At 72.7% G+C, this 26,265-nt stretch carries 20 protein-coding genes; 19 read left to right on the top strand and 1 reads right to left on the bottom strand.

The genetic code is table 11. From position 1 onward, the window contains the following. Positions 1–2: 2 nt before the first annotated feature. The 12 genes from UIS43_RS08780 to UIS43_RS08725 all read left to right on the top strand — a co-directional run bounded on the left by UIS43_RS08780 (position 3) and on the right by UIS43_RS08725 (position 16,043). The gene (locus tag UIS43_RS08780; RefSeq protein WP_013154044.1) at positions 3–803 is read left to right on the top strand and encodes a TlyA family RNA methyltransferase; all 801 of its coding nucleotides are present in this window, start codon (positions 3–5) and stop codon (positions 801–803) included. Positions 804–915: 112 nt separating this feature from the next. Further along, a complete protein-coding gene (locus UIS43_RS08775; protein ID WP_013154043.1) occupies positions 916–1,842 on the top strand; it encodes an NAD kinase in 927 nt (308 codons plus the stop codon). Between the two features lie 68 nt (positions 1,843–1,910). Next, entirely contained in the window at positions 1,911–3,620 is a 1,710-nt protein-coding gene (gene recN / locus UIS43_RS08770) for a DNA repair protein RecN (RefSeq protein WP_013154042.1), read from the top strand. A gap of 211 nt (positions 3,621–3,831) precedes the next feature. Then, positions 3,832–5,004 carry a putative cytokinetic ring protein SteA gene (gene steA, locus UIS43_RS08765; RefSeq protein WP_041552789.1) on the top strand — a complete coding sequence of 391 codons (1,173 nt, stop codon included), beginning with the start codon at positions 3,832–3,834 and terminating at the stop codon, positions 5,002–5,004. After that, on the top strand, positions 5,001–6,122 hold the full coding sequence (locus UIS43_RS08760; RefSeq protein WP_013154040.1) for a copper transporter: 1,122 nt from the start codon (positions 5,001–5,003) through the stop codon (positions 6,120–6,122). Before steA ends, UIS43_RS08760 begins: the two co-directional genes overlap by 4 nt. A gap of 254 nt (positions 6,123–6,376) precedes the next feature. Beyond that, positions 6,377–7,330, top strand: a complete 954-nt coding sequence (locus UIS43_RS08755) for a hypothetical protein (RefSeq protein WP_370013239.1) — start codon at positions 6,377–6,379, stop codon at positions 7,328–7,330. Positions 7,331–7,340: 10 nt separating this feature from the next. After that, a complete protein-coding gene (murJ, locus tag UIS43_RS08750; RefSeq protein WP_013154038.1) occupies positions 7,341–8,963 on the top strand; it encodes a murein biosynthesis integral membrane protein MurJ in 1,623 nt (540 codons plus the stop codon). Beyond that, a complete protein-coding gene (locus tag UIS43_RS08745; RefSeq protein WP_013154037.1) occupies positions 8,960–10,042 on the top strand; it encodes a glycosyltransferase family 4 protein in 1,083 nt (360 codons plus the stop codon). The genes murJ and UIS43_RS08745 overlap by 4 nt, the downstream gene beginning before the upstream one ends. A 340-nt stretch (positions 10,043–10,382) precedes the next feature. Further along, the gene (locus tag UIS43_RS08740) at positions 10,383–11,414 is read left to right on the top strand and encodes a TerC family protein (RefSeq protein WP_013154036.1); all 1,032 of its coding nucleotides are present in this window, start codon (positions 10,383–10,385) and stop codon (positions 11,412–11,414) included. A 329-nt stretch (positions 11,415–11,743) separates the two neighbouring features. After that, positions 11,744–14,578 carry an excinuclease ABC subunit UvrA gene (gene uvrA / locus UIS43_RS08735; RefSeq protein WP_041552788.1) on the top strand — a complete coding sequence of 945 codons (2,835 nt, stop codon included), beginning with the start codon at positions 11,744–11,746 and terminating at the stop codon, positions 14,576–14,578. 219 nt (positions 14,579–14,797) lie between these two features. Next, complete coding sequence (locus UIS43_RS08730; protein WP_083555290.1) at positions 14,798–15,523, top strand: RDD family protein; 726 nt, start codon at positions 14,798–14,800, stop codon at positions 15,521–15,523. A gap of 121 nt (positions 15,524–15,644) precedes the next feature. Further along, complete coding sequence (locus UIS43_RS08725) at positions 15,645–16,043, top strand: Rieske (2Fe-2S) protein (RefSeq protein WP_071622426.1); 399 nt, start codon at positions 15,645–15,647, stop codon at positions 16,041–16,043. A gap of 116 nt (positions 16,044–16,159) precedes the next feature. Here the strand turns inward: UIS43_RS08725 and UIS43_RS08720 are convergent, their stop codons facing one another. Next, positions 16,160–17,299 (bottom strand): mechanosensitive ion channel family protein, encoded by a 1,140-nt coding sequence (locus UIS43_RS08720; RefSeq protein ID WP_013154032.1) that lies wholly within the window; start codon positions 17,297–17,299, stop codon positions 16,160–16,162. Positions 17,300–17,537: 238 nt separating this feature from the next. Between UIS43_RS08720 and uvrC the strand changes: the two genes are divergently transcribed. From uvrC to tpiA, 7 genes are all read left to right on the top strand, one after another. After that, positions 17,538–19,565 carry an excinuclease ABC subunit UvrC gene (gene uvrC, locus UIS43_RS08715; protein WP_013154031.1) on the top strand — a complete coding sequence of 676 codons (2,028 nt, stop codon included), beginning with the start codon at positions 17,538–17,540 and terminating at the stop codon, positions 19,563–19,565. After that, a complete protein-coding gene (rapZ, locus tag UIS43_RS08710) occupies positions 19,562–20,446 on the top strand; it encodes an RNase adapter RapZ (RefSeq protein WP_013154030.1) in 885 nt (294 codons plus the stop codon). Before uvrC ends, rapZ begins: the two co-directional genes overlap by 4 nt. A 99-nt stretch (positions 20,447–20,545) precedes the next feature. Then, positions 20,546–21,520: a uridine diphosphate-N-acetylglucosamine-binding protein YvcK gene (yvcK, locus tag UIS43_RS08705; protein ID WP_013154029.1), complete on the top strand. Its 975-nt coding sequence runs from the start codon at positions 20,546–20,548 to the stop codon at positions 21,518–21,520. A 235-nt stretch (positions 21,521–21,755) separates the two neighbouring features. After that, positions 21,756–22,736: a DNA-binding protein WhiA gene (gene whiA, locus UIS43_RS08700; protein WP_013154028.1), complete on the top strand. Its 981-nt coding sequence runs from the start codon at positions 21,756–21,758 to the stop codon at positions 22,734–22,736. A gap of 328 nt (positions 22,737–23,064) precedes the next feature. After that, positions 23,065–24,069, top strand: a complete 1,005-nt coding sequence (gene gap / locus UIS43_RS08695) for a type I glyceraldehyde-3-phosphate dehydrogenase (RefSeq protein ID WP_013154027.1) — start codon at positions 23,065–23,067, stop codon at positions 24,067–24,069. 141 nt (positions 24,070–24,210) lie between these two features. Next, positions 24,211–25,395 carry a phosphoglycerate kinase gene (pgk, locus tag UIS43_RS08690; protein WP_071622424.1) on the top strand — a complete coding sequence of 395 codons (1,185 nt, stop codon included), beginning with the start codon at positions 24,211–24,213 and terminating at the stop codon, positions 25,393–25,395. Between the two features lie 37 nt (positions 25,396–25,432). Continuing rightward, a complete protein-coding gene (gene tpiA / locus UIS43_RS08685) occupies positions 25,433–26,209 on the top strand; it encodes a triose-phosphate isomerase (RefSeq protein WP_013154025.1) in 777 nt (258 codons plus the stop codon). The last annotated feature ends 56 nt before the right edge of the window (positions 26,210–26,265 follow it).

Here is a 26,265-nt window from a genome sequence, read left to right as displayed (position 1 = left end):
CCATGGCAAAACGCACCCGGCTCGACGCGGAACTGGTCCGCCGCGGGCACGCACGCTCCCGTGGACACGCCGCCGAGATCATCGAGGGCGGGTTCGTCAAGGTCGCGGGGATCGTGGCCTCCAAGGCCGCGACCCAGGTCGGCCAGGACCAGCCCATCGTGGTCCGTCCACCCTCCGACGAGCCCCCCTACGTCTCCCGCGGCGCCCACAAGCTCATCGGGGCCCTCGACGCCTTCGAGTTCGACGTCGCCGACCGCAGGGCCCTGGACGCGGGCGCCTCCACCGGCGGGTTCACCGACGTGCTGCTGCGCCGCAGGGCGGCCCACGTCACCGCGGTGGACGTGGGCTACGGCCAGCTCGCCTGGTCGCTGCGCAGCAACGACCGCGTGCGCGTGATGGAGCGGGTCAACGTCCGTGAGCTCACCCCCGAGCAGATCGGCGAGCCCCGCCCCGACCTGGTCGTGGGCGACCTGTCGTTCATCTCGCTGCGCCTGGTGCTGGGGGCGCTGCGGGGCTGCGTGGCCGCCGACGCCGACTTCCTGCTCATGGTCAAGCCCCAGTTCGAGGTGGGCAAGGACAAGGTCGGCGCCGGGGGAGTGGTCCGCGAGCCGGAGCTGCGCGCCGAGGCCGTCTCCGACGTCGCCGCGCACGCCCTCACCCTGGGGCTGGGCACCGTCGGCGTCACCGCCAGCCCCCTGCCGGGCCCCTCCGGCAACGTCGAGTACTTCCTGTGGATGCGCGCGGGGGCCGCGCCCCTGGACCCGGACGCGTTGGCCCGGGCCGTGGAGGAGGGACCGCGTTAGCGACCGTGGCGAGCGTGTCTCAGGAGTCCGGTAACGTGACCCGGCCGGGTCGGCGAACGCCCCGGCCAGCACTTCAGACTCCCCGCCGGGGAGTGAACGTAAGGGGACGGCGATGACCAGCGGACGCAGTGTTCTCCTGCTGGCCCACACCGGTCGGCCCGCCGCGGTACGCAGCGCCCAACTGGTCCACGAGAGCCTGAGCCGGGCCGGGCTGACCGTGCGCATGCTCAAGAACGAGATCGAGGAACTGGCCGCGGAGGACTGCGTGCTCTCCCCGGTCGAGGTCGTGGAACCGGGGGAGGCGGCCCGGGGCGTCGAGCTGGTCATGGTGCTCGGCGGCGACGGCACCCTGCTGCGCGCCGCGGAGATCGCGCGCCCGGCCGGGGCACCCCTGCTGGGGGTGAACCTGGGCCACGTGGGGTTCCTGGCCGAGGCCGAGCGCGAGGACCTGGGCGCGACCGTGCGCAGTGTCGTCAACCGCGACTACGACGTCGAGGAGCGCATGACCCTGGACGTGGCGGTCTTCAACGGGGGCCGGGGCGACGGGAGTCCGCCCGTGCGCAACTGGGCGCTCAACGACGCGACCCTGGAGAAGGGCGAGGCGCGCCGCATCCTGGAGACCGTCCTGGAGATCGACGGGCGTCCGCTCTCGCGCTGGGCCTGCGACGGTGTGGTGTGCGCCACCCCCACGGGTTCCACCGCGCACGCCTTCTCCGCGGGCGGCCCGGTGGTGTGGCCGGACGTGGACGCCCTGATGGTCGTGCCGCTCAGCGCGCACGCCCTGTTCGCGCGGCCCCTGGTGGTGGGGCCGAACGCGACCGTGGCCCTGGAGGTGGTCCCGGCCACGGCGCCGGGCGTGCTCTGGTGCGACGGACGGCGTATGGTCGAATTGCCCGCGGGGGCACGAATCGAGATCACCCGTGCCGACACGCCGGTTCGGCTGGCCCGGCTGCACCGGGCGCCGTTCACCGACCGGCTGGTGGCCAAGTTCGGATTGTCGGTCGCCGGATGGCGGGGCCGTAGCGAGCACGGCCGCTGACCGGCCCGCGCGGCCGGACGCGCCGTGCGCGCGTGTGGGCAGTGGCGTCAACTACAGGAGAGGGATCGGTGCTCGAAGAAGTCCGTATCCAGGGGCTCGGAGTCATTGACGACGCCGTTTTGGAGTTGTCACCGGGGCTGACCGTCGTCACCGGCGAGACCGGCGCGGGAAAGACCATGGTCGTCACCGGGCTCGGACTGCTCTTCGGCGGGCGGGCCGACCCCCAGCGCGTACGTCCGGGTGCGGACCGGGCCGTGGTGGAGGGGCGCCTGACCGTCCCCTCGGGCGGCCGGGTGGCCGCCCGGGTGCTGGAGGCGGGGGGTGACATCGACGACGACGTCCTCATCCTCACCCGCACGGTGTCGGCCGAGGGCCGCTCGCGCGCCACCATGGGCGGCCGGTCCGCCCCGGTGAGCCTGCTCGCCTACCTCGCCGACGACCTGGTCGCCGTGCACGGCCAGTCCGACCAGCAGCGCCTGCTGCGCTCGGACCGGCAGCGCTCCTCCCTGGACCGCTTCGCGGGCGAACCGCTGACCAAGGCGCTCAAGCAGTACACCGTGGCCTACCGGCGCCACCGGGAGGTGTCGGCGGAGCTGGAGGAGCTGGTGGAGCAGGCGCGCGAGCGCGCCCAGGAGGCCGACATGCTCCGTTTCGGCGCGGAGGAGATCGCCGCCGCCGAGCCCCGGCCCGGTGAGGACGCCGAGCTGCTCGCGGAGGAGACGCGGCTGGCGCACGCCGACAGCCTGCGCGTGGCGGCCACCACCGCCCACGAGGCGCTGGCCGGGGACCCGGCCTCCGACGTGGAGGTGGACGTGGCCGCGCTGCTCTCGGCGGCCCGGCAGGCCGTGGCGGCGGTGCGTGAGCACGACGCCGAGCTGGCCGCGATCGGCGAGCGGTTGGACGAGGCCTCCTACATCCTCACCGACGCCGCCACCGAGCTGGCCTCCTACGCCGAGTCGGTGGACGCCGACCCCGCCCGTCTGGCCCTGGTGCAGGAGCGCCGCGCGCTGCTCACCTCGCTCTCGCGCAAGTACGGCGCGACCACGGACGAGGTGTTGGCCTGGGCCGAGAACGCGGCCAAGCGGCTGGCCGACCTGGAGGGCGACGACGAGCGCATCGACGCGCTGCGCGCCGAGGCCGACGAGCTGCACGAGCGCATGGAACTGTTCGCCGCCGAGCTGACCCGTGTGCGCACCGAGGCCGCCGACCGCTTCGGGGAGGCCGTGACCGAGGAGCTGACCGCGCTGGCCATGCCGCACGCCCGCGTGAGCGTGCGCATCACCACGGGTGAGGAGTTCGGCCAGCACGGCCGCGACGAGGTCGAGGTCCTGCTGGCCCCGCACCCCAGCTCTCCGCCCCTGGCCCTGCACAAGGGCGCCTCGGGCGGTGAGCTCTCGCGCGTGATGCTGGCCATCGAGGTGGTCTTCGCCGGTGCCGACCCGGTGCCCACGTTCGTCTTCGACGAGGTGGACGCGGGTGTGGGCGGCAAGGCCGCGGTGGAGATCGGCCGCCGGCTGGCCCGGCTGGCCCGGCGCGCGCAGGTCATCGTCGTCACGCACCTGCCGCAGGTCGCCGCGTTCGCCGACGCCCACCTGGTGGTGGAGAAGTCCACCGAGGGCCTGGTCACCGAGAGTGGTGTGGTGCGGTTGGACCGCGGGGGCCGGGTCCGGGAGCTGTCGCGGATGCTCGCGGGGCTGGAGGACTCCGAGCTGGGCCGTGCGCACGCCGAGGAGCTGCTCACCAACGCCGATCCGGAGCGCGCCTATCCGGCCGCCTGACCTGGGCGTTGTGTACACGTCCGGAACGGATGTGTGACCTTCTGGCGTTTCGGGGTAGTGGGCGGGCAGGTCGCCGTGGTCGTCCCGGAACGGGGTGAGGTCGGCGGTCTCGACCAGAACACGCCGATCTCACAGCTGTGATGACTCTCCGTAGGGGAGTTCTGACAGTATGCCAGCGATGAAGGTATCGGATGCGCTCAGCGCCACAGTCATGCGGTTCCGCCGCACCCGGGCGGACGCTCCCACAGGGCTGATCGCGCCCGTCCGCTCGGACCGGCGCACCAAGAACCTGACCAAACGTCTGCGACCGGGCGACATCGCGGTCATCGACCACGTCGACCTGGACCGCGTCAGTGCCGAGGCCCTGGTGGGCTGCGGTGTGTCCGCGGTCCTCAACGTCGCCACGAGCATCAGCGGCCGCTATCCCAACCAGGGGCCGGAGATGATCGTGGACGCGGGGATCCCCCTGGTCGACGACGTCGACCCCGAGGTGTTCACCCGCGTCCGCGACGGCGAGCGGCTCCGCCTGGAGGGCGCCACCCTGTACCGCGGCGACGAGGTCGTCGCGCGCGGCACCCTCCAGGACCTGGGGACCGTCAGCGCGGCGATGGAGGAGGCCCGCGCGGGGCTGGCCACACAGTTGGAGGCCTTCGCGGCCAACACCATGGCCTACCTCCAGCACGAGCGCGACCTGCTCCTGGACGGCATCGGCATCCCCACCATCGAGACCGACATCGAGGGCCGCCACGTCCTCATCGTGGTCCGCGGCTACCACTACCGGGAGGACATCGCGGCGCTGCGGCCCTACATCCGCGAGTTCCGGCCGGTCATCATCGCCGTGGACGGCGGGGCGGACGCGGTCATGGAGGCGGGGTACAAGCCCGACATCATCGTCGGCGACTTCGACTCGGTCTCGGACCGGGCGCTGACCAGCGGGGCCGAGCTGGTCGTGCACGCCTACCGCGACGGCAGGGCCCCGGGCCTGCCCAGGCTCACCGACCTGGGGCACGGCGCGGTGGTCTTCCCCGCCACGGGCACCAGCGAGGACGTGGCGATGATGCTCGCCGACGGCGCGGGCGCCGCGCTCATCGTGGCCGTGGGCACCCACGCCACCCTGGAGGAGTTCCTCGACAAGGGCCGGGCGGGGATGGCCAGCACCTTCCTGACCCGGCTGCGGGTGGGCGGCAAGCTCGTCGACGCCAAGGGCGTCAGCCGCCTGTACCGCTCGCGCATCTCCCCCTGGGCCCTGCTCGGGCTGGTCGCGGCCTGCCTGCTCACCATCGTGGTCGCCGCCTACAGCTCACCGGCGGGCCAGGTCTACCTCACCTTTCTCGCGGCGCGCTGGGACGCGTTCTCCTACTGGTTGACAGGGCTGTTGACGTGATCGATTTCCGCTACCACCTGGTGTCCATCGTCGCGGTGTTCCTCGCGCTCACCGTGGGGCTCGTCCTGGGGACCACCATGCTCCAGGACCCGCTGCTCAACACGCTCCAGTCCGAGACCGCCGACCTGCGCAGCCAGAGCGAGGAGCTGCGCGCCGAGCGCGACGCCGCCGACCAGGTCAACGCCGGGGCCGACCGGATGGCCGAGGCCGTGTCCGACGACACGCTCTCCGGTCTGCTCACCGACCTCGGTGTGGTGGTGGTGAGCGCTCCCGGAGCCGACACCGAGACGGCCGACGCCCTGGCCGGGCGCGTGGAGCAGGCGGGCGGCGAGGTCGTCGGCCGGGTCCAGATCAGCGACGCGTTCCTGGACGGCGGCAACGCCACCTTCGTCGACGAGTTGGCCCTGCAGATCACCCGGGACCCCCGGGACCTGTCCGGCAGCCCCCACGAGAAGGCGGGCGCCGAGATCGGCCGCGCCCTGGCCGCCTCGGAGGAGGACCCCTCCGGGGAGGGGGGCTCCGGTGACGAGGAGGCGTCCCCGTCCGAGTCCCCGTCCGCCCAGGCGGGGGAGGGCGGTGACGGCGGCTACGACCCGGCGGCCGTCCTGGAGGCCTTCACCGAGGGCGGGCTGATCACGGTCGAGGGCGACCCCGCAGAGTCCGCCGACGCCGTGGTCGTCCTCGCGCCCTCGGGCGGGTCCTCGCCCGAGGGCCAGGACCCGCAGACCGCCAACGCGGTGCTGAACACGATCACCACGGCCCTGCACCGGGAGGTCGGCGCCACCGTCGTGGCCGGTGACGGGCCCTCCGCCCGGGGCGAGGGAATGCTCGCGCAGGCGCGCGCCGCGGAGGCGGCCTTCGCCACCGTGGACGTGGCCAGCCGCCCGATGGGCGAGGTCATCACGATCCTGGCCCTGGCCGAGAACCTGAAGGAGGCCGGGGGAGCGTACGGCATCGGCGAGGGGGTGGCGGGCTTCCTCCCCGACCCGCTGCCCGAGCCGCGCGAGGACTCCGAGGACTCCTCCGATGCCTCGCCGGAGCCCACCGGGAGCGACGGCGCGAGCGACGCGGGCGGCGGCACCGACGAGGCCCGCCGCACCGTTCGGGACGGGGAGTGACACCGTTGACCGCCCCCGTCCCCCTCGCGGACCCCGGATCCGCCGCCGCGCGGTTCCTGGCCCAGGGCCTGACCGGCGCCCTGCTCGGAGCCGCCGCGGCCTCCACGGCCTACTCCCTGCTCACCCGGGGCCGTTCTACCCGGTACGAAGCCGTCCGTGCCTCCGGGCCCGGCGCGTCGGACGGGTTCGTCGCACCGGGCACACCCGTCGCCCCGCAGGCACCCGACACACCGGACGCATGCGATGTTTCCGGCATGCCAGCCGTACCGCGCACACCGGATGCGCCGAACGCGTCCGGCACGCCATGCGTGTCCGGTGTCCAGCGCGCACCTGAGGCCACGAGTCCGTCCGGCACGCCACGCGTGTCGGGCGCACTCGTCACCACCGGCGCACCGCGCACACCTGCCATGTCGGGCACACCCGGCGCCCCCCGTGCGTCCGTCGCACCGCGTGCACCGGATGCGCCGAACGCGTCCGGCGCGGCCGAGGCGACGGACGTGTGGCTGCGCACCAACTTCCGCGGACGCCGCGTCACCCTGCGCCAGGGGCCCGCGCTGGCCTGCGGCGTGTGCGCGGCCGTCCTGCTCGTGCCCGGCCCCGGCCCGCGCGTGCGCGCGGCCTCCGTGCTGGCCGCGGCGGGCGCCGCCGCCTTCGGGGTCTACGACGACCTGGCGGGCTCCTCCCGCGCCCGCGGCCTGCGCGGGCACCTGGGCGCCCTGGCGGGCGGCCGGATCACCACCGGCATGGTCAAGATGGCGGGCATCGGGGCCACCGGGGTCGCCGCCGCCCGCCTGCTGCGCCGCTCGCCGCTGGACACCGTGTTGGACGGGGCGCTCATCGCCGCCAGCGCCAACCTGCTCAACCTGTTCGACCTGCGCCCCGGACGCGCGGCCAAGGTCGCACTGTTCGCCGCCGCCCCCGCCCTGGCCTCCCCGGCCGCGCCGCTGCTGGGCCCCGTCGTGGGCGCCTCGGCCGCGCTGCTGCCCGACGAGCTCGCCGAACGCTCCATGCTCGGCGACGCCGGGGCCAACGCCCTGGGCGCCGCCCTCGGCGCGGCCGCCGCGGCCCGGGCGCCCCGCCCCGTGCGCGCGGCCCTGCTCGCGGGGGTCGCCGCCCTGACCCTGGCCAGCGAGCGCGTCAGCTTCTCCCGCGTCATCGACCGCGTTCCGGCCCTGCGCCGCCTCGACCGCTGGGGCAGGCACGAGTGAGACGGCCACGGTGTCCCGTACCATCCAGGGGGTGACGCGCGGAGTAGGCACGGCGGCGGCGCTCATCGCGGTGGTCACCGTGGGGGCCAGGCTGGCGGGGTTCGGGCGCACCGTGGTCTTCTCCCAGACCGTCGGCGACACCTGTCTGGGCACCGCCTACGTCACCGCCAACCAGCTGCCCGCCGTCCTGTTCGAGATCGTCATCGGCGGGGCGCTCACCGCCGTGGTCGTCCCGGTGCTGGCCGCCGCCGCCGAGCGCGGCGACCGCGAGCAGGTGCGCCACACCGCCTCGGCGCTCATCACCTGGGTCCTGCTGCTGGCCGTGCCGCTGTCGGCGCTGCTCGCCCTGGTCTCGGTCCCGGCGATGGCGCTCATGCTGGGCGCGGGCCAGGGCTGCGACCGGGGCGCGCTGCTCGGGCTGTCCGCCCGCATGCTCGCGGTCTTCGCCCCGCAGATCGTCCTCTACGGTCTGGCCTCGGTGCTCTACGGCGTCCTGCAGTCCCACCGCCGCTTCCTGGCCCCGGCCCTGGCCCCGCTGGTGTCCAGCCTTGTGGTCATCGCCGCCTACGTGGCCTTCGTGCCGCTGGGAGCCGACCACCGCCAGGACGTGGCGGGCCTGCCGCTGGCGGCCGAGCTCGCCCTGTCCCTGGGCACCACCGCCGGGGCGGCGGCGCTCTTCCTCACGGTCGTGGGGCCCGCCCGGCGGCTGCGGGTGCGGTCCCGGCCGCGCCTGACCTTCCCGCCCGGGGTGGGCGGGCGCGTGCGCTCCCTGGCGCTGGCCTCCCTGCTGCCGCTGGCGGCCATGCAGCTGTGCCTGCTGCTGTTCGTGGCCCTGGCCAACCGGGGCGGCGGCGCGGGCGCGGCCGTGCTCCACACCTACGCCTGGGCCCTGTTCACCCTGCCCTACGGGGTGATCGCGGTGCCCATCGCCACCAGCGCGTTCACCGCCCTGGCGGTCGCGCACGCCGAACACGACCGGCGGGGGTACGCCTCCCTGGTGTCGGGCGGCGCCCGCGCCTGCGTGGTGGTCACCGCGGGGGTGGGCACCGCCCTGGCCGCCGCCGCGGCCCCGGTGGCCCTGGTCTTCGCCCAGCACGATCCGCTGACCCTGGAGCGCGCCCTGCTCGCCTACGCTCCCGGGGTGGTGGGATTCGGGCTGGTGGCCCTGCTCAGCCGTGCCCTGTACGCCTCGCACCACGGGCGCCTGGCCGCCACGGCCCAGGTGGTGGGGTGGCTGGTGGTGATGTTGTGTGCTGTGGTGTTGGTGTGGACCTTGCCGCAGGGCTGGTCCATCGCCGGGCTGGGCGCGGCCAGCACGGTCGGCCTGAGCCTGGCCGCGGCCCTGCTGTGCGTAGCGGTGGCGCGCACGCACGGGCGCGCGGCCCTGACGGGTGTGGCGCGCTCGGTACTGGCCGCGGCGCTGGGCGGTGTGGTCGGGTGGACCGCGGGGCGCGCGGTGGCCGCGGCCCTGCCCGCGGACGGCGTGTGGCAGACGGTGGCGGCGGCCGCGGTGGCGGCGACGGCGGCGCTGGCCCTCTACGCGGCCGTCGCGGCGGTGGTGGACCGTCCGGCGGTGCGTGCCGTCGCCGACCGGGTCGGGACCGTACTCGAACGCAGGAGGGAGAGGCGTTGAACGCCAGGATCGCGCTGGTCATCGGTACCAGCAGTGGAGGGGTGGGCCGCCATGTGCGCTCGCTGGGCGCGGGCCTGGCCGCGCGCGGCCACCGGGTGGCGGTGCTGGGCCCGGCCTCCGCCGAGCGCGAGTTCGGCTTCACCTCGGAGGGCATGCGCTTCTCCCCGGTCGGCATCGGAGCGGCGCCCTCCGCGGGCGATCCCGGCGCGGTGCTGCGCCTGCGCGCCCTGACCCGGGGCGCGGACGTGGTCCACGCGCACGGGCTGCGGGCCGGGGCCCTGTGCGCGCTGGCCGGCGCCTCTCCGCTGGTGGTGACCGCGCACAACGCGCCGCCGCTGGTGCGGGGGGCGCTGTCGGCGGCCTACCCGGTGCTGGAGCGGATCGTGGCGCACCGGGCGGACGTGGTGCTGGGGGTGTCGGGCGACCTGGTGCGCAGGCTGCGCTCGGTCGGGGCGCGCGACGCGCGGCTGGCGGTGGTGGCCGCTCCCGAGACCGGCGCTCCGGTGAACGGGCGCGAGGCCACCCGGGCCGACCTGGCGGTGCTGCCGGAGCGGCCGCTGCTGCTGACCGTCGCCCGCCTGGCCGAGCAGAAGGGGTTGGACATGCTCCTGGCGGCGGCGCCTGCCATCGCCGACCGCCGCCCCGAACCGGTGGTGGCGATCGCCGGGGACGGGCCCCTGTGGGGGCAGCTGCACGACACGGCCGCGGAGATGCGCGCGGACGTGCGCATGCTGGGGCACCGCGCGGACGTGGCGGACCTGCTGGCGGCGGCGGACGTGTTCTGCCTGACCAGCCAGTGGGAGGGGCCCTCACTGGTGATCATGGAGGCGTTGCGCGCGGGGCTGCCGGTGGTCTCCACGCGGGTCGGCGGCATCCCGGACCTGTACTCGGGGACGGTGCTGATGGTGCCGCCGGGGGATCCCGCGGCCTTCGCCGCCGCCGTGGGCCGGGTGCTGGACGACCCGGCGCTGGCCGAGGACCTGCGGGCGCGCTCGCGCGAGGCGGCCAAGGCGCTGCCGAGCGAGGAGGACGCGGTGGAGGCCGCCGCGGGCGTGTACAAGACGGTGCTGCGGCGGTGACGTGGGGCGCGAGGGGAGCGGGGGGCGGGATGGCCCCGGGGTTGGGTGGACCTGTCCCCGGGGTGCGGTCGATGCCACCTCCACCGGGACTTCACCTCGCGGGGGTGGAGATGTCATCCTGGACTACGGTCCGGTGTGTGCCGCCCACGGTGTGGCACCGGTATCCTGGCCTGACACGTGAGGGGAGTATCCCTGTCGCGGCGGTGCCGTCATCACGGCGGACAGAGTCGTCCTCCCGGTGCCGCCGGTTCGCAGCGCTTCGCTGCGAGCGGGAGAGACCTCCGGTGGTTCGACGTGCGTGCACACAGCCCGCGCGCACTGACCGGAGGAGAGACTTTCCGTGAACGTTCCCTTGTGGGTGTGGGTCGCCACGATCGGCGCCATGGTCGCCATCCTGGTGATCGACCTCATCATCGTCGACCATCCCTGGAGCAAGACGAAGGGGCCCCAGGAGTTCGGCATGAAGCAGGCCGCCTGGTGGGCGGCCTTCTACATCGGCATCGCCATCATCTTCGGCTTCGGTGTCTGGTACTTCGGCGGAGGCGGCGCGGGCGCCGAGTACTTCGCCGGGTTCGTCACCGAGAAGAGCCTGAGCATCGACAACCTCTTCGTGTTCTACCTCCTGATGGGCTCCTTCGCGGTGCCCAAGAAGTACCAGCACGAGGTCCTGCTCGTCGGCATCGTCATCGCGCTGGTCATGCGCGGCATCTTCATCGTCCTGGGCGCCCAGGTCATCAACGCCTGGAGCGAGGTCTTCTACCTCTTCGGCGCCTTCCTGATCTACACCGGTTACAAGATCGTCCGCGACCACATGAAGGGCGACGAGGAGGAGAAGGACTTCACCCAGACCCCGGTGGTCCGCCTCCTCAAGCGCTTCTGGCCGGTGACCGACGACTACCACGGCGCCCACCTCACCGTGAAGCTCGACGGCCGCCGCCACATCACGCCGATGCTGCTGGTCATCGTCGCGATCGGCATGATCGACCTGGTCTTCGCCGTCGACTCCATCCCGGCGATCTTCGGTCTGACCCAGGACGCCTACATCGTCTTCACCGCCAACGCCTTCGCCCTGCTGGGCCTGCGCCAGCTGTACTTCCTGCTGGCCGGTCTGATGGACCGCCTGGCCTACATCAGCTGGGGCCTGTCGGCGATCATGGTCTTCATCGGCGTCAAGATGATCCTGCACGCCCTGCACGAGAACGGCGTGCACGTGCCCGAGGTCGGCATCGGCCTGTCGCTGACCGTCATCCTGGGCATCATGACCATCACCATCGTCGGCAGCCTGATCAAGTCCCGCGCCGACGAGCGCAAGAACCCCGAGCTCAAGACCGAGCGCGACCCCTCCGTCGACTCCCCGGCGGACCGCTCCTGAGCGGACGGCGGGCCCGCGGGCGCGTCGAGGACATTCCGGGAAACGGCCGGATTCGAACAGCTGTTCGTCTATAGTGGTGGCACCCTGAGCGCTCCGGCGCCGGGGTGCCACCTTGTTCTGCGAGGTGGAAGAAACCGTCGTCGGCGGTCGTTAGGCTGGACGGGCGGGAGAGGCGAGCGTCCTCCCCCCTCTCCTCAGCGGCCCGTCTCCGGGGCCCGGGCGGTCTCCGGGAGGTCCCGACCGCCGCACGCGAAGTTCCACACGGGTCAGCCGACGTCACGCGACGGGGTCCGCGTCCTGTGCGCCAGAGCCGAAGGATGTCTCACTCGATGGTCGAACAACTGGTAGTCCGGGGAGCCCGGGAGCACAACCTCAAGGACGTCTCGCTGGACCTGCCGCGCGACTCCATGATCGTGTTCACCGGCCTGTCCGGTTCGGGCAAGTCGTCGCTGGCCTTCGACACGATCTTCGCCGAGGGCCAGCGGCGCTACGTGGAGTCGCTGTCGGCCTACGCCCGCCAGTTCCTGGGGCAGATGGACAAGCCGGACGTGGACTTCATCGAGGGCCTGTCCCCGGCGGTGTCCATCGACCAGAAGTCCACCAGCCGCAACCCCCGCTCCACAGTCGGCACCATCACCGAGGTCTACGACTACCTGCGGCTGCTGTGGGCGCGCGTCGGCGTCCCGCACTGTCCCGAGTGCCGCCGCGAGATCGCCCGCCAGACCCCGCAGCAGATCGTGGACCGCGTCCTGGAGATGGAGGAGGGCACCCGCTTCCAGGTGCTCGCCCCCGTCGTGCGCGGACGCAAGGGCGAGTACGTCGAGCTGTTCAAGGACCTGCAGTCCAAGGGCTACACCCGCGCGGTGGTGGACGGGCAGGCCGTGCGCCTGGACGAGGCGCCCAAGCTGGGCCGCTACGACAAGCACGACATCGCCGTGGTCGTGGACCGCCTCAGCGTCAAGCCCTCCTCCCGCGGGCGCCTGACCGACTCGGTGGAGACGGCGCTCAAGCTGGCCGGGGGCACCATCATCCTGGACTTCGTGGACGTGGAGGCCGGGGACCCCGACCGCGAGAAGGTCTTCTCCGAGCACCTGTACTGCCCCTACGACGACCTGTCCTTCGAACAGCTCGAACCGCGCTCCTTCTCCTTCAACGCCCCCTACGGCGCCTGCGCCGAGTGCTCGGGCCTGGGCACCCGCATGGAGGTCGACCCCGAACTCCTGGTCCCCGACCCCGAGAAGACGCTGGCCGAGGGCGCCATCGGCCCCTGGTCCGGCGGGCCCAACAGCGGCTACTGGGAGCGCATCCTCAAGGCGGTGGGCGAGGCGATCGGCTTCGACCTGGACACCCCCTGGGAGCGGCTGCCGCGCCGCGCGCGCAAGGCCCTGCTGGAGGGGCACGACACCCAGGTCCACGTCAGCTACCGCAACAGGTACGGGCGCAACCGCTCCTACTACACCGAGTTCGAGGGCGTCATCCCCTGGGTCAAGCGCCGCCACTCCGAGACCGAGAGCGACTACGGCCGCGAACGGCTGGAGGGGTACATGCGCACCGTGCCCTGCCCGACCTGCGAGGGCACCCGCCTCAAGCCGGTCGTGCTCGCGGTGACCGTGGGCGGCAAGTCCATCGCCGAGGTGGCCCAGATGCCGCTCAGCGACAGCGCGGCCTTCCTGGCCGGGCTCACGCTCTCCGAGCGCGACGCGGTCATCGCGGCCCAGGTGCTCAAGGAGATCAACGCCCGGCTCGGCTTCCTGCTCGACGTCGGCCTGGACTACCTGAGCCTGGCGCGCTCCTCGGGCTCGCTCTCGGGCGGGGAGGCCCAGCGCATCCGCCTGGCCACCCAGATCGGCTCCGGCCTGGTGGGCGTGCTGTACGTGCTGGACGAGCCCTCCATCGGCCTGCACCAGCGCGACAACGCGCGCCTGCTGGAGACCCTCCAGCGCCTGCGCGACATCGGCAACACGCTCATCGTCGTGGAGCACGACGAGGACACCATCCGCGCCGCCGACTGGGTCGTGGACATCGGCCCCGGCGCGGGTGAGCACGGCGGCCACGTCGTGGTCTCGGGGATCGTGGACGAGCTGCTCACCTCCGAGGACTCCCTCACCGGCGAGTACCTGTCCGGCAAGCGCGGCATCGAGGTGCCCGTGGAGCGCCGCCCCCTCACCCGGGGGCACGAGCTGGTGGTCCGGGGAGCGCGCGAGAACAACCTCCACGGGGTCGACGTCGCCTTCCCGCTGGGCGTGTTCACCGCCGTCACCGGCGTGTCCGGCTCGGGCAAGTCCACCCTGGTCAACGAGATCCTCTACAAGGCGCTGGCCAAGGAGCTCAACGGGGCGCGCGACGTGCCCGGCCGCCACCTGCGGGTCAACGGCATGAACAAGGTCGACAAGGTCGTGCACGTGGACCAGAGCCCCATCGGGCGGACCCCGCGCTCCAACCCGGCCACCTACTCGGGGGTCTTCGACCACATCCGCAAGCTGTTCGCGCAGACCACCGACGCCAAGACGCGCGGCTACCAGCCGGGCCGGTTCTCCTTCAACGTCAAGGGCGGCCGCTGCGAGGCCTGCTCCGGCGACGGCACGCTCAAGATCGAGATGCAGTTCCTGCCCGACGTCTACGTGCCCTGCGAGGTGTGCCACGGCGCCCGGTACAACCGGGAGACCCTCCAGGTCCGCTACAAGGGCAAGAACATCTCCGAGGTCCTCAACATGCCGATCTCGGAGGCCCTGGAGTTCTTCGAGCCGATCAACGCCATCCGCCGCCACCTCCAGACCCTGGCCGACGTCGGCCTGGGCTACGTGCGGCTGGGCCAGCCCGCCACGACGCTGTCGGGCGGTGAGGCGCAGCGGGTCAAGCTCGCCGCCGAACTCCAGCGCCGCTCCACCGGGCGGACGGTGTACGTGCTCGACGAGCCCACGACCGGCCTGCACTTCGAGGACATCCGCAAGCTGCTGGGCGTGCTCAACCGCCTGACCGACACCGGCAACACGGTGATCGTCATCGAGCACAACCTCGACGTCATCAAGACGGCCGACCACGTCATCGACATGGGCCCCGAGGGCGGCTCCGGCGGCGGCACCGTGGTCGCGCAGGGAACCCCGGAGGAGGTCGCCGCGGTGGCCGAGTCCTACACCGGGCGTTTCCTGGCCAAGATGCTCTGAGCCCGCGCCCGACGGCACCGCCGCGCCCCGTTCCGGTCCCCGCGGGGCGGGGCGCCGCGCTGCCCGTGGCCACGTCGGGTTGGCGGGTTCGCGACACATGTCTCACCTGAGTAGAGTCGAACGTATCCGCGTCCCGCCCGGCGGACCCCGCCCCGGGCGCCGCGTCCGCGCCCGGCCCCCGCGCGACTCCGACGAACCGCCCTGGAGGTTGGCCCGCCCATGAACGTCCCTCCCCGACCGGACCGCGGCGGGCCGACGCCTCCGGAAACCCAGCGGCTCCCGTCCCGCCCCGGGCACGGGGAGCCCGCCGGCGCACACGACGGCCTGCACGGGGACGCGCGCTCCGGCGCACCGGACGCCGCCCCGGGCGCCGAACCCGTGGAGCGGCTCTACCCCCTGGCCGCCTGGCGTACGCGGGCGTACGCGCGCGGCATCGACCTGCTCCTGGTCGCCCTGCCCGCACTGCTGCTGGCGCTCGTGCTCTCCCTGGCCTGGGTGGGCGTCCAGGCGGTCGGCTCCGGCGACACCACCGGTATCGGCGACCGGTACCCGCTCTTCCTGTCGGTGACCTTCTTCCTGCTCTACGCGGGCTATGAGACCCTCGCCCTCTCCCGCTGGCAGCAGACGCTGGGCAAGCGCCGCGTGGGACTCAGGGTCGCGCCCCAGGCCGGGAACGGCAGCCTGGGCGCCCTGCCGCTCGCCGCCCTGACGGTGCGCGCCGCGCTGCTGGCCCTGCCCTTCCTGCTGTTCTTCCTGTTCTTCAGCGCCGTCTGGTTCTGGTGGTTCCTGGTGGCGGTGACGGCGCTGCTCACCGGCGGGATGGCCGCCTGGAACCGGCCCAACCGGCAGGGACTGCACGACCGGATCGCTGGCACCGTGGTGCTCGACGTGGCCGCGGCGGGCCCGCAGCCCCCGACGGCGCACCCGTATCCGCCGCGGGCCTGAGGGCTCTCGCGCACACCCCGGAACCCGGCCACCCCGCCGTACCTACTACATTGTGTAGTGATATTTCGGCGCAGGTGAGGAGCGTTTCGTCGTGGCCGGTAAGAGGACGTGCGGGTGCGGGATGAGCAGGCGCCGACTGCTCGGGACGGCGGGTACGGCCGCGGCCGTCACGGCCGTGAGCGCCTGCGGCGGACAGGAGCCCAAGCCGCAGGAGGTCCGGTACGGCCAGGTGGTCGGCCAGACCACCGACGTCCCCGAGGGCGCGGGAGTGGTCTTCAGCAACAGCAAACTGGTCGTGACCCAGCCCGAGGCGGGCCGGTACCGGGCCTTCGGCGCCTCGTGCACGCACGCGGGCTGCACCGTCCAGGAGGTGGACGAGGTCATCCGGTGCCTGTGCCACGGCAGCGAGTTCGACATCTCCACCGGGGAGGCGCTGACGGGCCCGGCCCAGGAGCCGCTGGAGCCGTTCGAGGTCACCGTCGAGGGCACCGACATCATCCTCCAGGGCCCCTCCTCCTGAAAGGGACCGGCGGGAGGGCCGGAGCGGGGAGCCCACGGACCCGCCCGCCGCGACACCACGGCGCCCGGAGCGGATCTTCCGCTCCGGGCGCCGTCGCGTGTGTGGACCGGTCGGGCTCAGGCCTCGCCGGGGTCGCCCCCGGGCGGGCCGCTGACGCCGTTGGGCTCGTGGCGCCGGAACGCCGAGGTGGGGAACTGGGCGGCGTAGGCGGCCTCGTCCGCGTCCTCGGAGGCCAGGAACTGGGCGCGGTGGCGCGGCAGGGACTCGGGGTAGTTCTCGACCAGCCAGCCGATGAGGTGCTCGCGGATCTCGCAGGCGATGTCCCACTGGTGCCCGGTGTCGGCGGCGGTGGCCACCACCCGCACCAGCACCTCGCCGCTCGGGGCGATGTCCACGACCTGGCAGGACCAGCTGCGCCCGTCCCAGTGCTCGCTGCGGGTGATCAGGCGCCCGGTCTCCTCGCGCATCTCCTCGATCGGCACCTCCCAGTCCAGCGGGAACACCACCTTGGCGGTGATCGCCGTGCCCTGCTTGGTCCAGTTCTCGAAGCTGGTCGTGGTGAAGTTGGCGACCGGGACCACCAGGCGGCGCTCGTCCCAGATCTTGATGGTGACGTTGACCAGGCTCAGCTCCTCGACCCGGCCCCACTCGCCCTCGACCACGACCACGTCGCCGATGCGCAGGGCGTCGCTGAAGGCCAGCTGGAGTCCGGCGAACAGGTTGGCCAGTGTGGACTGGGCCGCCACACCGGCCACGATGCCGATGATGCCGGCGGAGGCCAGCAGCCCGGCGCCGAGCGCGCGGACCTCGTCGAAGGTGAACAGGATGGCGGCGACCGCCAGCACCACGATGATCGAGGTGATCACCCGGCGCAGCAGCCGCACCTGGGTCTGGATGCGCCGCGCCTTGCGGTCGGCGTCGCCGTTGGCGACCGACAGCCGGGCCAGCACCATGTCCGTGACCGCGTAGGCCAGGCTGACGCCCAGGCCCGTCAGCGTCGCGATCATGAGGATGCTCATCGCGTGGTCGATGGCCTGGTACGTGCCCCAGTCCACGTTGGCGGGGCTGGGCAGCGACAGGTTCGCGCCGACCACCGCGGCAGCGCCGTAACTGGTGTAGGTCGTGCGGTGGACCACGTGCTGGGACACCCGCCAGGCTTTGCCCAGCTTGTGCTTGAGCACCCAGCGCACGGCGAAGACCAGCAGCACCGCGACCATGACGGTGACGCCGACCGTGATCCATTGGGGCAGGCTCACGACGAAGGGCCCCCTCTTGTCGTCGATGTCGGGAAGTTCCTGTGTACCCGCCCAACCTAGAGCATGCGGATACCCAATCGTGACGTTTCGCTTACCCGCGCCCGAGGAACGCGGGCGCGTGCGGCGCCCGCAGGGCGGGTACGGCGCGCGGGGGAGGGCGGCGGGGTGAGACGTGCCACGCACGGAGCGTACGGGGCTCGGTTGGCCGTATGTCCCCCCGACCTACCACAATGGGACCATGGCTGCGACTCCTCACCTGCGCCCCGCGCCCGGTTCCATCCCCACCGACCCGGGCGTGTACCGGTTCCGGGACTCCTCCGGACGCGTGATCTACGTGGGCAAGGCCAAGAACCTGCGGTCCCGCCTCTCCTCCTACTTCCGCGACTTCGCCGGACTGCACCCGCGCACGCAGCAGATGGTCTCCACCGCGGCCGACGTCGACTGGACGATCGTGGGCACCGAGGTGGAGGCCCTCCAGCTGGAGTACTCCTGGATCAAGCAGTACGACCCCCGGTTCAACGTCAAGTACCGCGACGACAAGAGCTACCCCTACCTGGCGGTCACCCTCCAAGAGGAGTTCCCCCGGGTGCAGGTCATGCGCGGCGCCAAGCGCAGGGGGGTGCGCTACTTCGGCCCCTACTCCCACGCCTGGGCCATCCGCGAGACCGTGGACCTGCTGCTGCGGGTCTTCCCCGTGCGCACCTGCTCCCCGGGGGTCTTCCGCGGCGCCCGCAACAGCGGCCGCCCCTGCCTGCTCGGCTACATCGGCAAGTGCGTGGCCCCCTGCGTGGGCAAGGCCTCGCCCGAGGACCACCGGGCCCTGGCCGAGGACTTCTGCTCCTTCCTGGCGGGCGACACCGGCCGGTTCCTGCGCGAGCTGGAGGGGCGGATGCGCGAGGCCGCCGGGGAGATGGAGTACGAGCGGGCCGCCCGCATCCGCGACGACATCGAGGCCCTGCGCGCCGCCCTGGAGAAGCAGGCCGTCGTCCTGCCCGACTCCACCGACTGCGACGTCATCGCCGTGGCCGACGACCAGTTGGAGGCGGCCGTGCAGATCTTCCACGTGCGCGGCGGGCGCATCCGCGGACAGCGCGGCTACGTGGTGGACAAGGTGGCCGACGACGGCCCCGGCGAGCTGATCGCGACCTTCCTCGGCCAGATCTACGGTCCCACCCGGGGCGACGACGAGAGCGGGGGCACCGGCACCGCCGTACCCCGCGAGGTCCTGGTCTCCCATGAGCCCGCCGACCCCGAGGCCATGGCCGCCTGGCTGTCGGAGCACCGCGGCTCCTCGGTGGACCTGCGGGTGCCGCAGCGGGGCGACAAGAAGTCCCTCATGGAGACCGTCGCCAAGAACGCGGCCGAGTCGCTGGCCCGGCACAAGACCCACCGGGCCGGGGACCTGAGCACCCGCGGCCGCGCCCTCCAGGAGATCCAGGAGGCCCTGGAGCTGCCCGAGGCGCCGCTGCGCATCGAGTGCTTCGACATCTCCAACCTCCAGGGCGAGCACGTGGTGGCGTCCATGGTCGTCTTCGAGGACGGCCTGGCCCGCAAGTCCGAGTACCGCCGCTTCTCCGTCCGCGGCAGCGGCGAGGGCGGCCGGGAACAGCACGACGTCGCGGCCATGTACGAGGTCGTCCACCGGCGCTTCCGGCGCTACCTGGAGGAGAGCGCCCGCAGCGGCGAGGTCGCCCGCATGGGGGAGACCGGCGACCACGGTGGTCACCAAAGCGACGACGAGCCGTCACCCGGGAAGTTCGCCTATCCGCCTAACCTGGTGGTGGTGGACGGCGCCCGGCCCCAGGCCGAGGCGGCGCGCCGCGCCCTGGACGAACTCGGGATCGAGGACGTCGCCGTGTGCGGTCTGGCCAAGCGCCTGGAGGAGGTGTGGTTGCCCGGCGACGAGGACCCGGTGATCCTGCCCCGCGCGGGCGAGGGGCTCTACCTGCTCCAGCGGGTGCGCGACGAGGCCCACCGCTTCGCCATCCAGTACCACAGGCACAAGCGCGCCAAGGCGCTGACCGGCAGCAGCCTGGACGAGCTGCCCGGTCTGGGGCCGTCCCGCAGGACGGCCCTGATCAAGGCGTTCGGCTCGGTGCGCAGGCTCGCCTCGGCCACGGCCGAGGAGATCGCGGCGGTGCCCGGGATCGGCCCCAAGCTGGCCGAGGCCGTGCACGCACACCTGTCCGGCGGCCCCGCCACGACGGAGGGGCGGGGCGACGGGGCACCAGCACAGCACATCACTGACGGGGGAGGAGACGCATGACGGTCGAACTGGGTGGGGAACTGCCACCCGAGGTGGTCATCGTCACCGGCATGTCCGGTGCGGGCCGCAGCACGGCGGCCAGGGCCCTGGAGGACCTGGACTGGTTCGTGGTGGACAACCTGCCGCCCGGCCTGCTGCCGACGATGATCGAGCTGGCCGGACGCACGCACGGGGCGGTGCCGCGGGTCGCCGTGGTCGTGGACGTGCGCTCGCTGGCCTTCACCGAGGACCTGCTGTCCACGGTGGAGGAACTGCGCAAGCGCGACATCACCGCGCGCGTGCTCTACCTGGAGGCCGGTGACGACGCCCTGGTCCGCCGGTTCGAGGGCGTGCGCAGGCCCCACCCCCTCCAGGGCGACGGGCGCCTGACCGACGGCATCGACCGCGAGCGCGAGACCCTGCGGGCGGTGCGCGGCGAGGCCGACCTGGTCATCGACACCTCCCAGCTCAACGTGCACCAGCTCAAGGCCCGGGTGATCGGCTTCTTCGGGGAGAGCGACGAGGCGCGCCCCCGCGCCAACGTGGTCTCCTTCGGGTTCAAGCACGGCCTGCCGGTGGACGCGGACCTGGTGCTGGACTGCCGTTTCCTGCCCAACCCCCACTGGGTGCCCGAGCTGCGCCCGATGAACGGCCGTGACGACGCGGTGCGCGACTACGTCCTGGCCCAGGACGGGGCCAAGGAGATGCTGGAGGCCTACTCCGACGTCCTCAAGCTGACCATCGCCGGGTACCAGCGCGAGGGCAAGCACTACATGACGCTGGCGGTGGGCTGCACCGGGGGCAAGCACCGCAGCGTGGCCATGGCCGAGCAGTTCGCCGACCGGCTGCGCGGGCAGGGTGTGGACGTGCACGTGGTCCACCGGGACGTCGGCCGGGAATGACCCGCGGGCGCCCGACACGCGCCCTGCCCGCGGTGCACCGTTCTCGGTGGTACGGTCCGATTCGTCCGGTGGACATGGGACGAGGGGCAGACCACAGCCATGGCGAAGAGCACAGCACCCGACGGTGACGGGCGGCGTCCGCCCCGGGTGGTCGCGTTGGGGGGCGGGCACGGCCTGCACGCCTCCCTGTCGGCCCTGCGCAGGGTGACGACCGACGTGACGGCGGTCGTCACCGTCGCCGACGACGGCGGCTCCAGCGGCCGCCTGCGCCGGGAGCTGGGCGTCCTGCCCCCCGGCGACCTGCGCATGGCGCTGGCCGCGCTGTGCGGCGACGACGAGTGGGGCCACACCTGGAGCGAGGTGATCCAGCACCGCTTCCGCTCCGAGGGCGAACTGCACGGCCACGCGGTCGGCAACCTGCTGATCGTGGCCCTGTGGGAGCTGCTCGGCGACTCCGTGGCGGGCCTGGACTGGGTGGGCCAGCTGCTGGGCGCGCACGGCAGGGTGCTGCCGATGTCGTCGGTGCCGCTGGACATCGCCGCCGAGGTGTCGGGGATCGACCCGGCGCGGCCCGAGGAGCTGACCACGGTGCGCGGCCAGGTGGCGTGCGCCAGCACCAGCGGCAAGGTGCGCTCCATCTCACTCATCCCCGAGGACCCGCCCGCCAGCCCGCAGGCGGTCAAGGCGGTGCGCGAGGCCGACTGGGTGGTGTTCGGCCCCGGGTCGTGGTTCACCAGCGTGCTGCCCCACCTGCTGGTCCCGGACCTGGCGCACGCCCTGGTCACCACCCGCGCCAAGCGGATGGTGGCGCTGAACCTGTCCCCGCAGCGGGGCGAGACCGACGGCTTCCGCCCCGAGACCTACCTGGAGGTGCTGCGCGAGCACGCGCCCAAGCTGGGGGTGGACGTGGTGCTCGCCGACCGGGGGACCGTGGAGGAGCCCGAGCCCCTGGTGCGGGCGGTCGGCGAGCTGGGCGGGCGCCTGGAGCTGGCGGAGCTGTCCCGCGACGACGGCACACCGAGACACGACCCCGACCGGCTCGCGGCGGCCTTCGAGAGGATCCTGGAGGGCTGAGGGCCGCGGTCCTCGCAGGTCGAGGGCAATTGGCCGCACACCGGCACGAAGGCCCCCAGGGCGCGCGGCGCGGCTGGTCGGCGGATGGGCAACACGCCGTGCGGGGGTCGGCAGCCAGCGCCCGGTCACGTAGTCTGCCACGGAGTAAGCCGCTCGTGGCCGGGCCACGGCGGCGCATCCCCGGTGCCGAGTGCGTGGTGCCGGGTCGGGTTGTGTGACGGGGAGGACCTCAGCGATGGCGATGACCGGCGTGGTGAAGGATGAGTTGAGCCGGCTGACCATTCTCAAGCCATGCTGCCGCAAAGCCGAGGTGTCCACCATCCTGCGGTTCACCGGGGGCCTGCACCTGGTGGGCGGGCGCATCGTGATCGAGGCCGAACTCGACACGGGCGCGGCCGCGCGCCGTCTGCGCAAGGACATCTCCGAGGTCTTCGGCCACGAGTCCGAGGTGGTCGTGCTGTCCCCGAGCGGCCTGCGCAAGGGCAACCGGTACGTGGTCCGGGTGATCAAGGACGGCGAGTCGCTGGCCCGGCAGACGGGGCTGGTGGACAACAACGGCCGCCCGGTGCGCGGCCTGCCCCGGCACGTGGTGGCCGGCGGAGCCTGCGACGCCGAGTCGGCCTGGCGGGGCGCGTTCATCGCGCACGGCTCCCTGACCGAGCCGGGCCGGTCGATGTCGCTGGAGGTGACCTGCCCCGGACCGGAGGCCGCGCTGGCGCTGGTGGGCGCCGCACGCCGGCTCAAGGTGCACGCCAAGGCGCGCGAGGTGCGCGGCGTGGACCGGGTGGTGGTCCGCGACGGCGACTCCATCGGCGCGCTGCTGACCCTGCTGGGCGCGCACCAGAGCGTGCTCGCCTGGGAGGAGCGGCGGATGCGCCGGGAGGTGCGCGCCACCGCCAACCGGCTGGCCAACTTCGACGACGCGAACCTGCGGCGCAGCGCGCGGGCGGCGGTGGCCGCGGGCGCGCGCGTGGAGCGGGCCCTGGAGATCCTGGGCGAGGACGCGCCCAAGCACCTGGTGGCCGCGGGGCAGCTGCGCCTGGCGCACAAGCAGGCCTCCCTGGAGGAGCTGGGACAGCTGTCCGTCCCGCCGCTGACCAAGGACGCCATCGCCGGACGTATCCGCAGGCTGCTGGCGATGGCCGACAAGCGCGCGAGCGACCTGGGCATCGAGGGCACCGAGGCCAACCTGACCCCGGACATGCTGGTCCCCTGACCCTGAGCCCTCCCCCGGCCCCCGGGCGCTGGCGCCGTAACACCGATGTTCGGCTTTGTTAACTGCGAAAACTCCGGGATAACTTCGGAAAATGGTATAGACCTCTCCGCCTCGCGGTGCCAGGATGGTCGCGAATCCACCGGGCCCGCAGGCTCGGCCGTGGCCCAGCAGCGGCTCTTCGCCGGTGCTCCGCTAGGCTCGTGGTGAACACCCTGTGTGCGTTGAACCTGCTCATGGCGGTCGGCCGGTTGACCCCGGAGTACGGCGTTCCAGGCGGGGGTTAATGCCCGGGTGGAAATGATGTGCGATATATGAGGAGATTGGTTCCGTGACCATCCGTGTAGGCGTCAACGGCTTCGGCAGGATCGGCCGCAATTTCTGGCGCGCGGTCGCCGCTGGTGGTAGCGACATCGAAATCGTCGCGGTCAACGACCTCACCGACACCAAGACGCTCGCGCACCTGCTCAAGTACGACACCGTGCTCGGCACCCTGGAGGGCGACGTCGAGGTCGGCGACGACTTCATCCGCGTGGGCGACAAGACCATCAAGGTCCTGGCCCAGCGCGACCCGGCCCAGCTGCCCTGGTCGGACCTGAACGTGGACGTGGTGGTCGAGTCCACCGGCATCTTCACCAAGGCCGAGGACGCCAAGAAGCACATCGAGGCCGGCGCCAAGAAGGTCATCATCTCCGCCCCGGCCAAGGGCGAGGACATCACCGTCGTCATGGGCGTCAACGACGACAAGTACGACGCGGCCAACCACCACGTCATCTCCAACGCCTCCTGCACCACCAACTGCGTCGCGCCGATGGCCAAGGTCCTCCTGGACAACTTCGGCGTCAAGCAGGGCCTGATGACCACGGTCCACGCCTACACCAACGACCAGGTCATCCTGGACTTCCCGCACAAGGACCTGCGTCGCGCCCGCGCGGCCGCGCAGAACATCATCCCGACCACCACCGGTGCCGCCAAGGCCACCGCGCTGGTCATCCCCGAGCTCCAGGGCAAGCTGGACGGCATGGCCATGCGCGTCCCCGTGCCCGACGGCTCCGTGACCGACCTGGTCGTCACCCTGGAGCGCGAGGTCACCAAGGACGAGGTCAACGCCGCGTTCAAGGCCGCCGCCGAGGGTCCGCTCAAGGACGTGCTCGTCTACACCGAGGACGAGATCGTCTCCTCCGACATCGTCGGCACCTCGCCCTCGTGCACCTTCGACTCCAAGCTGACCATGGCCTTCGGCAACCAGGTCAAGATCGTCGGCTGGTACGACAACGAGTGGGGCTACTCCAACCGCCTGGTCGACCTGGCCAAGCTGGTCGGCTCCGGCCTGTAGCGTCCACGGCCCTCATGGCCACCGGCGCGTGAGACGGCACCCCTTCGCCCGCAGTGCGCGCGGAGGGGTGCCGTCGTGCGCGCCCCTCCCGGCTCCACCGCCCGGGACCGCCACACCCCACATTCCAAGAGGAGACCCAGCATGCGGACGATCGACGACCTCGACGTCTCCGGCAGGCGCGTGTTCGTCCGGGCCGACCTGAACGTGCCCCTGGACGGCGACCGCATCACCGACGACGGGCGCATCCGCGCGGCCGTGCCCACCATCTCCGCGCTGCGCGAGCGCGGCGCCCGCGTCATCGTCGCCGCCCACCTGGGCCGCCCCAAGGGAGCCCCGGACCCCCGCTACTCTCTGCGCCCGGTCGCCGCCCGCCTGGGCGAACTGCTCGGCGCCGAGGTGGCCTTCGCCTCCGACACCGCCGGGGAGTCGGCCCGCGCCACCTCCGAGGCCCTCACGGACGGTCAGGTCGCCCTGCTGGAGAACGTGCGCTTCGAGCCGGGGGAGACCAGCAAGGACGACGCCGAGCGCGGGGAGCTCGCCGACCGCTTCGCCCAGCTCGCCGACCTGTACGTGGGCGACGCCTTCGGCGCCGTGCACCGCAAGCACGCCAGCGTCTACGACCTGCCCGGCAGGCTGCCGCACGCCGTCGGCGGCCTGGTGCTGAACGAGGTCGAGGTGCTGCGCAGGCTCACCGGCGACCCCCAGCGGCCCTACGCCGTGGTCCTGGGCGGCTCCAAGGTCTCCGACAAGCTCGGCGTCATCGACAACCTGCTGGGCACCGCGGACCGCCTGCTCATCGGCGGCGGCATGGTCTTCACCTTCCTCAAGGCCCAGGGCCACGAGGTCGGCTCCAGCCTGCTGGAGGCCGACCAGCTCGACACCGTCAAGGGCTACCTGGAGCGCGCCGAGCGCGAGGGCGTGGAGATCGTCCTGCCGGTGGACGTGGTGGCCGCCGAGAAGTTCTCCGCCGACGCCGCGCACGACGCGGTCGCCGTCGATGCCATCCCGTCCGACCGGATGGGCCTGGACATCGGCCCCCGCAGCCAGGAGCTCTTCGCGCGGAAGCTGGCCGACGCCCGCACCGTGTTCTGGAACGGCCCGATGGGCGTCTTCGAGATGGAGCCCTACGCCGGGGGCACCCGCGCGCTGGCCCAGGCCCTGATCGACTCCGGCGCCTTCACCGTGGTCGGCGGCGGCGACTCCGCCGCGGCCGTGCGCGCGCTGGGCTTCGACGAGGCGGCCTTCGGCCACATCTCCACCGGCGGCGGCGCCAGCCTGGAGTACCTGGAGGGCAAGGACCTGCCCGGTATCGACGCCCTGAAGTAAGCCCGAAGTCCCCTTTCACAGACGAGGAAGTGCCGACATGTCCCAGCGCCTGCCGCTCATCGCGGGCAACTGGAAGATGAACAACAACCACCTGGAGGCGATCGCGCTCGTCCAGAAGCTGGCGTTCGCGCTCAACGACAAGGACTACGACAAGGCCGAGGTCGTCGTCCTGCCGCCGTTCACCGACCTGCGCAGCGTCCAGACCCTGGTCGACGGCGACAAGCTCAAGATCGTCTACGGCGCCCAGGACATCTCCGCGCACGAGAAGGGCGCCTACACCGGCGAGATCTCCGGGTCCATGCTGGCCAAGCTGGACTGCTCCTACGTGCTGGTGGGCCACTCCGAGCGCCGCGAGTACCACCGCGAGGACGACGCCCTGGTCAACACCAAGGTCAAGGCGGCGTTCGCCAACGGCATCGTCCCGATCCTGTGCGTGGGCGAGGGCCTGGAGGTCCGCAAGGCGGGCCAGCAGGTCGAGCACGTCCTGGCCCAGTTGGACGGCGCCCTCAAGGAGGTCCCGGCCGAGCAGGCCGAGAGGATCGTCGTCGCCTACGAGCCCGTGTGGGCCATCGGCACCGGCGAGGTCGCCACCCCCGAGGACGCCCAGGAGGTGTGCTCGGCCGTCCGCGCGCGCCTGGCCGAGCTGTACTCGCCCGAGGTCGCGGGCGCGGTGCGCGTCCTCTACGGCGGTTCGGTCAAGGGCGACAACGCCCCCGGCATCATGGCCAAGGACGACGTGGACGGGGCCCTGGTCGGCGGCGCCTGCCTCAAGGCCGACGAGTTCGTGAAGATCATCCGCTTCGGCGACAACTAGCCGCGGCGAGGACCCCGCCCGTCACGCTTCGATGCCCGATGGTGACGGGCGGGGTG

This window comes from Nocardiopsis sp. LDBS0036 (genome assembly GCF_041228755.1).
Lineage (GTDB): Bacteria > Actinomycetota > Actinomycetes > Streptosporangiales > Streptosporangiaceae > Nocardiopsis > Nocardiopsis dassonvillei.
Note: the sequence above shows the minus strand (reverse complement) of the source record. Positions and strands in the feature narration are given on the sequence as shown.